At 70.4% G+C, this 14,055-nt stretch carries 11 protein-coding genes and 1 pseudogene; 7 read left to right on the top strand and 5 right to left on the bottom strand.

Features of this window, described 5'->3' with window-relative positions; genetic code table 11:
• Nucleotides 1–78 precede the first annotated feature (78 nt).
• Nucleotides 79–1,551, top strand: a complete 1,473-nt coding sequence (locus ACZ6R9_RS09885) for a replication initiator (protein ID WP_465537529.1) — start codon at nt 79–81, stop codon at nt 1,549–1,551.
• Nucleotides 1,552–1,840: 289 nt separating this feature from the next.
• On the top strand, nt 1,841–3,199 hold the full coding sequence (locus ACZ6R9_RS09880; protein WP_465537527.1) for a Fic family protein: 1,359 nt from the start codon (nt 1,841–1,843) through the stop codon (nt 3,197–3,199).
• Nucleotides 3,200–3,296: 97 nt separating this feature from the next.
• Here the strand turns inward: ACZ6R9_RS09880 and ACZ6R9_RS09875 are convergent, their stop codons facing one another.
• A complete protein-coding gene (locus ACZ6R9_RS09875) occupies nt 3,297–4,823 on the bottom strand; it encodes a recombinase family protein (RefSeq protein ID WP_465537525.1) in 1,527 nt (508 codons plus the stop codon).
• Between the two features lie 24 nt (nt 4,824–4,847).
• Here ACZ6R9_RS09875 and ACZ6R9_RS09870 point away from each other — a divergent pair.
• A pseudogene (locus ACZ6R9_RS09870) lies at nt 4,848–5,003 on the top strand (NCS2 family permease); the annotation flags it as partial.
• Between the two features lie 80 nt (nt 5,004–5,083).
• Here ACZ6R9_RS09870 and ACZ6R9_RS09865 read toward each other — a convergent pair.
• Both ACZ6R9_RS09865 and ACZ6R9_RS09860 read right to left on the bottom strand, forming a co-directional pair.
• Entirely contained in the window at nt 5,084–6,394 is a 1,311-nt protein-coding gene (locus tag ACZ6R9_RS09865) for a type III PLP-dependent enzyme domain-containing protein (RefSeq protein WP_465537523.1), read from the bottom strand.
• Between the two features lie 471 nt (nt 6,395–6,865).
• Nucleotides 6,866–8,500, bottom strand: coding sequence for a helix-turn-helix domain-containing protein (locus tag ACZ6R9_RS09860; RefSeq protein ID WP_465537521.1), 1,635 nt, complete (start codon nt 8,498–8,500; stop codon nt 6,866–6,868).
• A gap of 217 nt (nt 8,501–8,717) precedes the next feature.
• Between ACZ6R9_RS09860 and aspS the strand changes: the two genes are divergently transcribed.
• Nucleotides 8,718–10,040 carry an aspartate--tRNA(Asn) ligase gene (aspS, locus tag ACZ6R9_RS09855; protein WP_465537712.1) on the top strand — a complete coding sequence of 441 codons (1,323 nt, stop codon included), beginning with the start codon at nt 8,718–8,720 and terminating at the stop codon, nt 10,038–10,040.
• Between the two features lie 28 nt (nt 10,041–10,068).
• Here aspS and ACZ6R9_RS09850 read toward each other — a convergent pair whose 3' ends face one another.
• Nucleotides 10,069–10,554, bottom strand: a complete 486-nt coding sequence (locus ACZ6R9_RS09850) for a hypothetical protein (protein ID WP_380479358.1) — start codon at nt 10,552–10,554, stop codon at nt 10,069–10,071.
• Nucleotides 10,555–10,737: 183 nt separating this feature from the next.
• Here ACZ6R9_RS09850 and ACZ6R9_RS09845 point away from each other — a divergent pair, with 183 nt between their 5' ends.
• From ACZ6R9_RS09845 to ACZ6R9_RS09835, 3 genes are all read left to right on the top strand, one after another.
• The gene (locus ACZ6R9_RS09845) at nt 10,738–11,283 is read left to right on the top strand and encodes an FHA domain-containing protein (protein WP_380479361.1); all 546 of its coding nucleotides are present in this window, start codon (nt 10,738–10,740) and stop codon (nt 11,281–11,283) included.
• A 77-nt stretch (nt 11,284–11,360) separates the two neighbouring features.
• Nucleotides 11,361–11,795, top strand: a complete 435-nt coding sequence (locus ACZ6R9_RS09840; protein WP_380479363.1) for a MarR family winged helix-turn-helix transcriptional regulator — start codon at nt 11,361–11,363, stop codon at nt 11,793–11,795.
• A gap of 408 nt (nt 11,796–12,203) precedes the next feature.
• Nucleotides 12,204–13,478 carry an MFS transporter gene (locus ACZ6R9_RS09835; RefSeq protein WP_380479858.1) on the top strand — a complete coding sequence of 425 codons (1,275 nt, stop codon included), beginning with the start codon at nt 12,204–12,206 and terminating at the stop codon, nt 13,476–13,478.
• On the opposite strand, the gene ACZ6R9_RS09830 is transcribed toward ACZ6R9_RS09835, so the two are convergent.
• A complete protein-coding gene (locus tag ACZ6R9_RS09830) occupies nt 13,475–14,005 on the bottom strand; it encodes a GNAT family N-acetyltransferase (RefSeq protein ID WP_380479365.1) in 531 nt (176 codons plus the stop codon). The two genes, ACZ6R9_RS09835 and ACZ6R9_RS09830, sit on opposite strands and share 4 nt — an antisense overlap.
• Nucleotides 14,006–14,055: the final 50 nt, after the last annotated feature.

The following is a 14,055-nucleotide window of genomic DNA, read 5'->3' as shown; positions in this document are numbered from 1 at the left end:
ACCGCGAACACCACACCCCTCGTGGTCGGCGCGACGGCACCCCCATGCCTCACCGCGCTGCCCGGAAGGACAGAACCCATGACCGCATACCCCGACCTCCTCGACCTGCGCGCGGTCGCCTCGACGGCCGCCCGGGACCTGATCCACCTCGCCAACCGTGACGACTTCGACCGCATCGAAGCCACCGTCGAGCGTCTGGCCGGCTGCACCCGGCCCATCCAACTCGTCGGCAGCACCTCGACGTTCGACACCACCAGCGGCGAACTGCTCCGGCAGTACTCCAGCACCGCTGAACCCCTCGGCCGAACCCTCGTCGCCTGCGGGAACCGCCGCTCCACCCGTTGCCCCTCCTGCTCCCGTGTCTACGCGGCCGACACCTACCAGCTGATCCGGGCGGGCCTCGCCGGTGGCAAGGGCACCCCGGATGCCGTCCGCACCCACCCCCGCGTCTTCGTCACCCTCACCGCCCCTTCCTTCGGCCCCGTCCACAACCGGCCCACCACCCGCACCGGCAAGCTCGTCCCCTGCCGCTGCGGCGTCCTCCACCCCGCCGAGCACCCCGCCCTCGGCACCCCGATCGACCCGGCCACGTACGACTACGCCGGGGCCGTTCTTTTCAATGCGCACGCCGGAGCCCTCTGGGCCCGCCTCACCACCTACCTGCGGCGCGAAGTCGCCCACGCCGCCGGCCTCTCGCTCAAGGAACTGCGCGACCACTGCCGCGTCTCCTTCGCCAAGGTTGCCGAGTTCCAGAAGCGCGGCCTGGTCCACTTCCACGCCATCGTCCGCCTCGACGGCCCGGAAGGCTCCACCACCGCGCCCCCGGCCTGGGCCACCACCGACCTCCTCACCGACGCGGTCCGCTCCGCTGCCGCCAAGGTGGCCGTCACCGTGACTGGCGACTCCATCGGCGAACGCGTCCTTCGCTGGGGCGCCCAGCTCGACGTACGGGTGATCCGCCGACCCGACGCGGACGACCGCGACGACACCCCGCTCACGGACGCCGCCGTGGCTGGCTACGTCGCCAAGTACGCCACCAAGTCCGCGGAGGGCACCGGCACCGTCGACCGCCCCCTCTACTGCTCCCCGTGCAAGGGGCGCGGACGCATCCCCACCGACGACGGTGACACCGAATGTCGCTCCTGCGACGGCACCGGCCTGGCCGAGCCCATCGCCGACCTCAAGGTTGCCGCGCACGTTCGCCAGATGATCCGCACCTGTTGGGACCTCGGCCGCCGCGTCACTGACTTCGCCGATCTCAAGCTCACCAAGTGGGCTCACATGCTCGGCTTCCGCGGCCACTTCTCCACTAAGTCCCGCCGCTACTCCACTACCCTCGGCACCCTCCGGGACGTGCGCCGCACCTGGCAGGCCGAACAGGCCCGCATCCGCGCCGGCCTCCCGGCCGTCGATCCCGACACCACCCTCGTTGTCTCCGACTGGCGCTTCCTCGCCACCGGTTACACCCCCGGCGAAGAACTGCTCGCCCAAACCGTCCGCGACAACCGCGCCGCCACTCTGCGCCTCAAGCGGGAGGGGGAAGCGGCGTGAAGTCTGAGCAGAGGGCCAAACCTGGTGGTCGGCCGCCAATGCCCAGCCCGGAGGAATGGGCGCGCGAACACCTCAAGCGCGCCCCGGAGCGGTCGGCCGAGTGGCGGCGGCAGGTGGCCATGATCTACGGCCTGGCAGTGTCGTGAACCCAATTGGGCACTAGCGGGAGACTCAAGAGCTTCCGCACCTTGGGATGGTGGCCGGCATGAGGGGCGGATGACTATTGCAGATATTAGGGAGTTTGACCATTCCTCGGCGGCCTCTGCCCAGAACCCGTAGCATGCGGGGCATGACCTCGGACGTGAACTCTGCCCTCTCCGGAACTCCTTATCTGATCCCAGAAGAAGCGAATGCAATATCGCGGCTTGTGATTGTTGAGAATAGATCATCCCTGGCTCGAACTAAGGCAATTGAAGTTCAGGACCGGATTCAGAGGGAGGCGGATGATTTGCTTAAGCCTTACCTTGATGCCGTTCGTGCCGATCTGGTTGCCGAGAGCAACATGATCGAAGGGTATCAATGGTCAGCAGATCAGGTTCGAGAAGTTGTGGCGACGCACCGTGAGCTGCTAAACCAGCCAACTGCCACGATTGTGGAATCTGTCCGAAGTGATCCTCGTGTTTTTCAGGCTCTAGGGCTCTATAAAGCTCACGAGATTGCGGATAGCTGGGCCGAACAGGGTGCGACTCCGCGACAGTTTGAGGTGCGCGCGCTTCATGGTCTGATAACTGCGGGAGAGCATTATGCGGGGAAGTATAAGAGTGGGGATAATGAAATCGGGGGAACGACCCACAAGACTACTCCCCACTGGGATACCCAGCGCGCCATGGGGGATTTGTGCGATTGGTGGTCTGGCACTGATGCCGATCCGGCTCTGATTGCTACCGTCGTGCATGCCTGGCTTACCCATATCCACCCATTCGAGGATGGAAATGGTCGAATGGCGAGGCTGCTTGCAAACATGGCGCTGGCGCAAAACTCGTACCCGCCATTGCTCGTCAGGTCTAGCGCTGACCGAGGTCAGTACTATGACTGCCTGGCAGCGAGCGATGAAGGCGATATCCTCCCGCTCTACGATCTATTCGTCCAGATCCTCCGCCGCACTGTCAGGTCCATGAGTGCAGCCAACTATATTCGCGACATCGTGCAAGGTCGCTTGTTGACATCTTGGCAGAATAAGCTGGATATGTGGAAGCCTCTTGTATCTGCATTCATGGCCGCACTTGACCGTGAACTTTCTGGCAAGGGGTGGAGTTCTGCCGAGCAAGGGTATCCGGATGTTCGGTCGTTCTCGCTCCTTGCAGATCTTCACTCGGAGGGGAACTCTTGGTTCCTCAAAGTATTCAATGAATCGCGTCGCCCCGAATGGCTTTTGTGGTTCGGATTCAATAGTCACACCTATTGCGAATTGATGGGGAGGAAGTCCGAGTATCCGTCGATCTTTCTGTCCGTTAGGGATCCCAGCCCGGCATCGATTCACAAGTTTCTCCACGCCGAGGCAAATGATGGCCGGTTCCCTGATGAGATTGTGATTCGGCCGATCGAAAGCAGGCCGTGCATCATTCGCTGCGGATCTGAAATCCAGGAGATGGATATTCGCGATGCGGCAAGGTATGTTGCGGGAAAATTGACTGTGAAATTCTCGTAATTTCTTGTGGGTGCTCGCGAGGGCCATGGCGAGCTTTTGTGGGCTCGAGGCAAGTGGTGGACCGCACTCCTCTGCGGTCCGCCACTTCATCGTGCAGTCAGGCACCACCCTGTTCGGCCGGGTGCTCCTTCCAGATGGGTTCGATCTTGCTTGGGTCGAACACCCGGCTTCCGGGGCCGGTCGGATGGATCACGACCGCGACCAGACTCTGTCCGACGGCGGCCTGCCGCTGTTCAAGTGCGAAGTCCGGGTCGGCCCACTGCTGGCGGAGGTTGGGAATCGCCTCCATTTGGAGGGCTCGGGCAGCCTCGTGCCGCTGCCGTTCGTTCTTCAACTTCCGCTCGTCCGCCTCCAGTTCGGCCAGCAGTGGAAAGTAGCTGGCGCCGCTGATGTTGTTGGCGCGGTACTGCTCCTGTGACTCGCTGATCTTCTGGCGGACGATCCGCAGATCCTCGTCCTTCTCCCACGGGGGAAGCTGCTCGACCGCGCGGAGGGATGCGCGCTCATGGTCCTGAATCACCAACTCGGTGATGTAGCGGTCTACTTCGGCTCCACGACGGGAGCACCCTCCGCACCCGCCGTTGTTCTTCGAGCGGCACCAGTAGACGTGTCCGCCGTCGCGGACGCCGCCGCGCATCCGGGCGGTGCACTTGCCGCAGCGCACGAAGGGGGACAGCAGGTACTTGGTGGTGTGGCCTCGGCCGTCTCGGGGGTTGACCCGGGGGCCGGGGGTGGGGAGTAGCGGTTGGATGCTGTCGAACACCTCCTTCGTGGTGGCCGGCTCCCAGTCGCCGCGCACGTAGTCGCCGTTCGCGTCGTACAGGACTTCGCCCTTGTACGTCTTCGCGCCGTACAGGCGGGGGTTCGTGAGGATCTGCTCCAGCGTCCTCGTCAGCCAGCGCTTTCCGGTCACGGTCAGCTCTCCGCGCCCGTTCCACTCCGTGATGACCGTGGACGTCTTCTTCCTCTGCCGCACCTTCTCAATGGCTTCGAGGATGTTCTTGTGCTCGGCCGGGCGGAGAGTCTTCTTGTCGTCCTCCCAGCCATAGGGGCGATTCGCTCCGCCTGAGTTCCGCCCCTTCAAGGCGGCCTTGCGCTTGCCGTTGGAGATGCGGCGAGAGGTGTTCCGGGACTCAAGGTTGCGCTGGTTCACCTCGTTGCGGGCCATGGCGATTCCCGCGTCCGTGGTGAGGTCGAGGAACCCGGTCACCGAGATGACGAAGACGCCGTGCCGTTCGACCAGGTCGATCAGGTCTTCGAGGTCGCGGGGGTCGCGCATGCCTCGGTCGATGTTGGAAACGGCGAGCGCGTTACCCTCACCCCGGCGCAGGTCGGCGATGATCGAGTCCCACTTGGGACGGACCACCCGGTAGACGAAGGTGCCGTCGGGGAGACGGATGCGCTTCTTCTTGAAGGCGGAGGTGTCGTTCTCCAGCTCCTCGCGCCGAACCCGGCCACCGATGCCGGTGACCTCTTCGCGCAGGTCCACCATCTGGTTCTCGACCTGCTCGCCTGTACCTTCGGAGTCCTCCGACTCACGGGCGTAGAGAATCCAAACCAGCTGGTCAGGGTCTATGTCCAGCTCGGTGCGGCCGGCGAAGCGGCGAGGAGAGAAGGTAGCCATGCCAAGACCCTACCCAAGCTGTTAACCGCTTCCATCACCAACGGCATCGGCTTCGGCTTCATCGCCTTCTGCCTCCTCCGCGTGGTCGCCGGCCGCGCCCGCACCGTCCCCGTACCGATGTACGCGGTCGCCGCGGTCTTCGCCTTCTACTACCTGATGCCGGCCCTCGGCCTGCTCTGACCTCAGGTCGCCCGACGGCCCTTCCCCGCGAGTGCTGCGGGGGAGGGCCGTTGTCGTTGTTCCGGGCGGGGCAGCGCGGGTCAGGCGGTGGTGCGGGTGACCAGGTTGTCGATGGATTGGGCGGGGCGCAGGGTTTCGAAGTGGATGGCGCCGGAGGTGTCGGTGCGGGCGCCGTACACGGGGGGTTCGGGGAGGGAGTTGTAGCTGAAGTGGTGGGAGGCGTAGTACGCGCCGGTGTCGAGGAGGCAGACCAGGTCGCCCGGTTCCAGGAGGGGCAGCGGGTGGGCGCGGGCGACCAGGTCGCCGGCGAAGCAGCAGGGGCCGGCGATGTCCTGGGGGACGAGGGTGCCGTGCTTGGTGGCGCCGGAGGGCGTGTGGGCGCTGATGCGCAGTGGCCAGCTGTCGGGCATGAAGACGGTGCGGGTGGCGACCTGGGCGCCGGCGTGGCTGACGGCGATGGCCCGGCCGCCGGCCGTCTTGGTGTACTCGATGGAGGAGGCGAGGAAGCCGGACTTGGCGAGCACGGAGCGGCCGAACTCGGTGACCAGCCGGTAGCCGCCGTCGAAGAGCGCGGGGGCGTGCCGGCGCAGTTCGGCGACGTACGTGTCCCAGCCGGGTGCGATCCGGTCGTCGGTGAAGTTGACGGGGAGGCCGCCGCCGAGGTCGATGCCGGTGACCTGGCGGCGGCCGAGCTCGTGGTTGATGCGTTCGGCGAGGTCGACGGTCGCGCCGACGCCGGCCGCCATCCGGGACAGCTCGACGCCCTGCGAGCCGATGTGGCAGTGCAGCCAGGTCAGCCAGGGGCGGGCCCGGAAGGCGTCGATCAGCCGCTCCACGTTGCCGGGGTCGGCGAGCGGGATGCCGAACTTGGAGGTGGCGGTCGCGGTGCTCATCGCCGCGATGCTGCCGCCGCCGACCTGCGGGTTGACCCGGACGCCGATCCGGGAGGTGGTGGGGCGGTGCGTGAGCAGGTCGTCGACGCGGGTGAGTTCCTGCCAGTTGTCGATGTTGACGGCGACGCCGAGGTCCAGCGCGAGGGCCAGTTCGCGGCGGGTCTTGGCGGGGGAGTCGAGCACGATCCGGTCCGGCGCGAAGCCGGCCGCCAGGGCCTGCGCGAACTCGCCGGGGCTGGCGACCTCGCAGCCCATGCCGAGGCCGCGCAGTCGGCGCAGCACCGGTCCGAGCGGGTTGGCCTTGGCGGCGAAGGCGTGCAGCACGTCGAGCCGGGCGGGGAACGCGGCGTGCAGCGCGGCCACCGTCGCGGTGACGGCGTCGAGGTCGAGGAAGGCGGCGAGCGGGGTGTCCTCCGGGTCGAGCAGGCCGCGCCGGACGGCCGCGCGGAGGACGAGTTCGCGGCGCTCGGCGCCGATCAGGGGCTGGTGGTCGGTCATGGGGCACGCTCCGCGCGAGGTCGGCAGGAAGGGGACCGGGCCGGGTGGCGTTCCGGGCCGTGGTTCCAGCGTGCGGTTCGGGGTGCCGCCGTGTCCGTGCCCGCCGCGCCGGGTTTCGGCGGGCGGGGTGGGCCGCGCGCACCGCGGGGTGCGACGGTTCGGCCGGGGTCGGTGCGGGGCGGCGGCCGGGGCGGCCCGGGTGGGTGCGGGCCGCCGGATGACGGGGGAGACGGGGGCAGACCGGCGTCCGGGCACCGGTTCGACGGCCTGGTCCGGTGTCAGGACACGGGCAGGGCGCCCCGGCGTGGGGCCGGTGGCCGTGCGCACGGTGCGATGGTCCGGGCCTGCGTCGGAGCGGGGGCCGGGATTCCGGACGTCGGTCGGCGGCCCGGTGGGTGCGGGCGGGTGCCGGGTGCCGGGGAGTCCGGCGGAAGCCGCGTCCGGGCACCGGTTTCGTGGCCCGGCGCGGTGTCAGGGCGCGGTGGGGTCGTGGTCGAGCAGCCGGAGTTGGAGGTGGGCGAGCAGGCGGGCGTCGGGGTTGTCGACGTCCAGGCCGGAGATCTTGAGGACCTTGTTGTGGAAGCGGTTGGCGAAGGTGGTGCGGGCCACGCCCAGGGTGTCGGCGGCCCGGCCGAGTTCGCGGGAGTGGTCGAGGTAGGCGCGCAGCGCGTCCAGCGGGGCGCGGTCGCCCTTCTGGTCGGCGTGCGCGACCAGCCGGGACACCGAGGTGCGGACCGGGAGCGGGAGCTCGCGCAGGGTCTCGACGATGTGCCGCAGGGCCACCGCGTCGGCGACCTCGTCGACGGTGGCGCAGCCGAGTTCGGCGCGGCCGAACAGCAGCCCGCTGAGGGCGAGTTCGGCGGATTCGCGGGAGCGGGAGGCGTGGTCGAGGCGGTCCTGGACGGGGCCGAGGCCGGCCAGTGCGCGGGTCTTCAGACGGGCCGACAGGTCGGCGGCCAGCCGGCGGCCGAAGTCGGCGACCTGGAGTTCGGCGGTGGGCAGGTCGGGGGCGAGGCCGGCCAGCAGGATCAGGACGCCGCGCTCGGAGGGGAGCAGCAGGGAGCTGCGGCCGGGGCCGGCGGGGTGCCAGCCGGCGAGCCGTTCCAGCCGGACCCGCAGGTCGTCGTCGAGCGGGCCGGCCACACCGACGGCGAGGACGGCGCAGTGGCCGTCGGCGGGCATGCCGCTGTGCCGGGCGAGCAGGGCGCCGGAGCCGCGGCCGTCCAGGACCGAGCGGGCGGCCTCGGTGAGCAGTTCGCTGCGGCCGTGGTGGCGGGAGCGGTGGTGCAGCAGGTGGGCGGCGGCGAGTTGGGCGGCGACCTGCAGGGCCTCGGCGGCGCCGTCCGGGAGCTGCTGGCCGGACAGGGCGGCGACCCAGATCGAGCCGAGGCGTTCGCCGCCGGCCTGCACGGCCAGGACCAGCCGCTCCGGCACGTCGCCCTCGGCGCGGCGGTGCAACACCCGGTCCGTGGACCAGAGTTCCTTGAAGAAGCCGCCCTCGGACATCGCCTGCTGCCGTTCCTCGGGGACTTGGCCGGTGGTGACGGTGCGGATCCGGATCGGGTCGAGGTCGGCGCTCTCGGCGTAGTGCGCGAGGACCCGGGAGTCCGGGTCCTCGATGGTCACCGCGCCCCGCACCTGGACGGCGATCAGGCGGGCCAGTCCGCCCAGGTCGCCGAGCGGCACGTTGGCGCTGCCGGGGACGGGACCGGTGGCGGCGGCGGCCCGCAGGGTGGTGATCACCCGTGGCCAGTCCACCCAGGCGGTGCGGAACAGCAGTGCCGTTCCGGCCTGTTCGGCGACCGCCCGCAGCTCCTGCTTCCGTCCGCCGTCGCGGGCCTCGCGCAGCACCACGCCCGCCACTTTGGCCGCCCCGGCGTCGCGCAGCAGCTTCTCGGCCGCCGCGGTGTGCGGGTCCACGCCGACGGCGACCAGCAGGTCCCCGCGCCCGGCCGGCCGGTCGAGCGGGTCGTACACCAGCAGCTGCCGGACGGGCGTCTGCGCCCGGGGCAGCGTCGCGATCTCGATCAGCGGGCCGGCCAGGTTGAGCAGCCCCTCCAGGGACTGCGCCCGTGCCACCGGCCGCTCCCACGCGTCCTCGTCCATCGGACGGACCTCCCCAGGTGCGTACGCGTCTGCGATCGACCGTCAACTCCCCCTGGCCGCAGTCGAGTCGGGCCATCGTAGGCCCGAGGCGGGGGTGAGTGCGGCGGAAAACCGGAGGTGTCGCAGGTGGGCGGGCCGCTACGGTGGGCGCGTCCTCGGGCGGCTGTTTACCGCTCTATTCGTGGCGCGAACAACGCGTCCGCAACCCAGGGAGTTGCTGATCATGGTACGTACCCTCGTCGGCGAGTTGCCGTCCGCACTGGACCGGACGGTGACGGTCAAGGGGTGGGTGAACACGCTGCGGCTGCAGAGCAGGATGCAGTTCGTGGTGGTGCGGGACCACACCGGGATGGTGCAGGTGACCCACCGGCGCGGGGGTGGCGGAGACCGGCTCGACGAGGTGCTGCGGGGGTTGACGCCGGAGTCGGCGGTGGAGATCACCGGGAAGGTGGTCGCCAACCCGGTGGTGAAGCTCGGCGGGCTGGAGATCGTGCCGGAGCGGATCGAGGTGGTGTCGGCCGCCGAGCCGGGCCTGCCGATCAGCGCGGAGACCGGCCCGGAACAGCGGCTGAACTGGCGTTTTCTGGACTTGCGGCGCCCCGGGCGGCGGCTGGTGTTCGAGGTGCAGACCACCGTCGAGCAGGCGATGCGGGAGCTCGCGGCCGAGGAGGGCTTCACCGAGCTGCACACGCCGAAACTGATGGGCACGGCCTCAGAGTCGGGCGCCGAGGTGTTCAAGGTCGGGTACTTCGACCGGACGGCGTACCTGGCGCAGTCGCCGCAGTTCTACAAGCAGATGGCGATCGCCAGTGGCATCGACCGGGTCTTCGAGATCGGCCCGGTGTTCCGCGCCGAGCCCTCGTTCACCTCCCGGCATGCCACCGAATTCACCGGCGTGGACGTCGAGTTGGCCTGGATCGACAGCGTCGAGGACGTGATGTCCTTCCAGGAGCGGATGCTGCGCCGGGTGCTGGCCCGGGTCGCCGAACGGCACGGCGAGCAGATCGAGCAGCACCGGAACACCCGCGTCGTGGTGCCCGAACTCCCCTTCCCCCGGCTGACGATGGCGCAGGCGGTGGCGAAACTGCGGGCCGCCGGCTGGGACCAGGAAGGCGTCCGGGAGGACTTGGACCCGGAGGGCGAGCGGCTGCTCAGCGCGCTGGTGGCCGAGGAGAGCGGGCACGAGTTCGTGTTCGTCACCCGGTTCCCGGCCTCGGTGCGGCCGTTCTACCACCTGCGGCCCGCCGACGACCCGACCGTCACCGACTCCTTCGACCTGCTGTGGAAGGGCGTGGAGATCACCACCGGCGCCCAGCGCGAGCACCGGCACGGCCAACTCGTCGCGCAGGCCCGGGAGAAGGGCATGGACGCGAGCCCCGAGGGCCCGCTCGGCCGCTACCTGGACTGCTTCCGCTACGGGATGCCCCCGCACGGCGGCTTCGGCCTGGGCCTCGGCCGGGTGCTGATGCTGGCTCTCGGGTTGCCGTCGATCCGGGACGCGGTCTTCCTGTTCCGCGGCCCGAACCGGCTGGAGCCGTAGGGCAGTTCGGCTGCCGTCTTCGGGCGGTTCAGCTGCTCGTGCGGGCCGATCCGGGCGGCCAGAGCACGTGCACCGGCACCCCGGCGGCCCGGGCGGCGGCGACCATGTCGGCCGTCCCGCCCGGGCCGTTGCCCGGCCTGCCGTCCCAGACTGCGATCAACTCGTCGGCCAGCGCCAGCAGTTCGGCATTGGCGGCGACGTAGGCGGCGTCGTCGATCACGGCTGCGGGCAGTGTCAGCACCCGGTCGGCGGCGGCGCGCAGGCGGACGAAGTCGGCTTCGGCGGCCGCGGCCTGCGGGCCGGGGTAGGCCGGGCCCGGCAGTACGGCGATCAGGCGTCCGCCGCGGGCCAGGACGGCGTCCGCGAAGAGCGTGTCCGCGCCCGGGGCGAGACACGAAAGACCCGTCAACTCCCCGGCCGGGTAAGGCGCGAGTTGGGCGTCGAGGGCGGCGCGCACCGCGCGGGCGGTGGCCGGGGTGAGGCCCATGTGTCCGGTCACGGCGATGACGGGCATGGCGGTGCTCCCTCGCGCGGCGGATCGTGCTGCACCGGATCCTGCCAGGACGGCGTTGCCGGGCAGGCGAGTTGACCGGGAATTCGCCGAAAAGGCAGCAGTGCGGGCACAGTTGGGGATTGCGCCGGTCAGGGGCGCGCCGCACGCTGGACAGCCGCGCCCCGGGCGGCCGACAATCGCGCCATGAGCGCTCAGGAGTTCGGCACCGAGCTGGCCCGCCCCTCGCAGGGCGAGCGGGACAGCGCGCTGGAAGTGCTGCGGGACGGCGTCGGCAGTGGCCGGCTCTCCCACGACACCTTCATCCGCCGGATGGAACTGGTCCTCACCGCCCGCAGCCGCGCCGAACTCGCCGAGGTGGTCGGCGATTTGCGCACCTACGGCCCGGTCTCCCGGCTGCTGCTGCGCACCGTCGCCAAGGTCTCCGCGCTCAACGTCCGGCTGCGGCAGACCTGGCACGCCGAACAGCTCACCCGCCTCCAGCTCCCCGCTCCGGCCGTCGGCCGCCTGCTGATCGGCCGGATGACCGGCTCCGGCCTGCGCCTCGGTGATGCGACGGTCTCCCGCCGTCACGCCGAACTGCGCTTCGAGGGCGGCGACTGGGTGCTCTACGACCTGGGCTCCAGCAACGGCACCTTCGTCAACGACCGCCGCCTGGCCGGCGGTACCGTCGTCCGCCCGGGCGACCGCCTCCGCTTCGGCCGCCTGGGCTTTCAGCTCAGCGCGGACTGAACCCCCCGGGGGAGCGCGGCCGGCCGGGTGATCGAAATCAATTTTCTTTAGCCTTGGTAATGACGTAGGCTAAGGACATGCCCGAGATGTCCGAGGACGACCTGGTGGCGGTAAGCCAGCTGAGGTCGTCCGCGATGCGCTTGGCCCGGCGGTTGCGACACCAGCGGGTCGAGGAGTCGCTGAGCCCCACCGAGATGGGGGTGCTCGGCACGCTTGCCCGTTGTGGGAAGGCGACGCCCGGTGAGCTGGCGCGCAAGGAGCACGTCCAGCCGCCCTCCATGACCAGGATCATCGCGATGCTGGAGGAGAAGGGCCTGGTGCGGCGCGAGCCGCACCCCGAGGACCGCCGGCAGGTGGTGGTCAGCAGTACCGAACAGGCCGAGCAGATCCTCAACGAGTCCCGCAGGCGGCGCAACGCCTGGCTGGCGGAGCTCGCCGAGGGCCTCGACGAGGAGGAGTGGGAACGGCTGAAGGCAGCCGCGCCCGTGCTCTACAAACTGGCCCACCTGTAAGCCGACAGGCCGACCGTCTCAGGGCGAACGAAGGAGAACCGCATCACCGCAGCATCCACCAGCGCCACACACCGCGCCGCGGCCGTCGAAACGGCCGCGGCGCGTCGAGGGGAGACCACTGTGACACCGCCGGCCGCACGCGCCGCCACGATCCGCACCGCGACCATCCGCACCGACCTCCGAACCGACCCCCGACGCATCAGCGCCCGCCCCGCCGGGCAGCGCGCCGACGAGCCGTTCGCCGACGAGACGGCCGCCACCGAACCCGCGCCCACCGGCGCCCCCGCCGCGCAGAGCCAGGCGCCCGCTCCCACGGGCCTGCCGGGCAGCGGCGACGACGACCCCGAGGAACGCACCGCGGCGGAGATCCCCGCCGCTTCGCCGGGCCGGTTCACCCGCCCGGGAGGGATGTTCTCGTCCCTGCGCATCCGCAACTACCGGTACTACTTCGCCGGTCAGGTGGTCTCGAACACCGGCACCTGGATGCAGCGCATCGCCCAGGACTGGCTGGTCCTCAGCCTCACCGGCAGCCCCTTCGCGGTCGGCATCACCACCGCCATGCAGTTCCTGCCCATGCTGCTGCTCGGCCTGTGGGGCGGCGTCCTCGCCGACCGGCTGCCCAAGCGCCGCCTGCTGATCGCCACCCAGGGCGCGATGGGCCTGCTCGCCGCCGGCCTCGCCCTGCTCACCATCACCGGCACCGTCACGCCCGTCGCGGTCTACCTGTTCGCGCTGCTGCTCGGCCTGGTCACGGTGGTCGACAACCCGACCCGGCAGGCCTTCGTCAGCGAGATGGTGCCCGCCAAGGACCTGGCCAACGCGGTCAGCCTGAACGCCGCCAACTTCCAGACCGCCCGGCTGGTCGGCCCCGCCGTGGCCGGCGCGCTGATCGCCGCGGTCGGCAGCGGCTGGGCGTTCGCCGTCAACGCGCTGTCCTTCGCCGCGGTCATCGGCGGCCTGCTCGCCATGCGCAGCAGCGAACTGCGCCCCGTCGAGCGGATCGCCCGCGAACGCGGCCAGCTCCGCGAGGGCCTGAGCTACGTCCGGGAACGCCCCGAGCTGCTCTGGCCGATGGTGCTCGCCGGGTTCATCGGCACCTTCGGGTTCAACTTCCCGACCCTGCTCTCCGGCTTCGCCCATGACACCTTCCACGTCGGCGCGGGCGGGTACGGCCTGCTCAACACCGCGATGGCGGTCGGGTCGCTCACCGGCGCCCTGCTCGCCGCACGGCGCGGCGCGCCCCGGCTGCGCCGCCTGGTGTTCGCGGCGCTGGCGTTCGGCGCGCTGGAGATCACGGCCGCGTTCGCGCCCGGCTACTGGACGTTCGCGCTGCTGCTGACCCTGATCGGCATCTTCGGCCTGACCTTCAACACCTCGGTCAACTCGGCGCTCCAGCTCGGCACCGACCCCGAGATGCGCGGCCGGGTCATGGGCCTGCTGGTCCTGGTCTTCACCGGCGGCACCCCGATCGGCGCCCCGCTGGTCGGCTGGATCACCGCCGAATACGGCCCCCGCCTCGGCCTGCTCGCCTGCGGACTGGTCTCCGCCGCAGCCGCCGGTGTGGTGGCCCTGGTGCTCGGCCGGATCAGCGGCCTGCGGCTCAGGTTCGACCTGCACCCGGTGCGGGCCCGCGGCCGGGTGTTCTCGGTGGTGCAGAAGAGCGACCTGGCGACGGCCTGCTAGTCCTGCGGGACGCGCTGCTCCAGCACCTGGCCCGGCCACGGGCCGGCCGGCCGGTCGACGGTGAACGTGGCGGTCCGGGTGAACCCGAGCCGCTCGTACTGCTCGACCAGCCGGCCGTCGCCGCCCGCGTAGCAGTCCACCCGCAGCAGGTCGATGCCGCGGGCCCGGGCCTCCCGCAGGGCGTCCGCGATCAGTGCGGAGCCGATGCCGGAACCGCTGTGCACGCGGTCGGTGACCAGCCAGTGCACGTACAGCTCCCGCTCCGGCACCGGCGGGGCGTACGACGGGGCTTCCTCCGAGAGGATGCACATGCCCAGCGCGTCGCCCCCGCCCCCCGACCGCTCGGCGACCCGCACCAACTGCTCGCGACACGCCTGCTCGGCCCGGGCCACCGACTCCGGACGCTGCGACCACGGCACCGCCCCCCACTGCCCGGTACGGCCCTGCGCGGTCAGCCAGGCGACCGCGCCGTCGATGAGAGAGAGCAGGGCGGGAGCGGAGTCAGGACCTCCGGTGCGGATGCGCATGACCTCCTTTCTATCCGGTGGCGGCCGCCGGGCGGTAGGGCACGATGGCG

It is taken from the genome of Kitasatospora sp. NPDC048662 (assembly GCF_055587065.1).
Note: the sequence above shows the minus strand (reverse complement) of the source record. Positions and strands in the feature narration are given on the sequence as shown.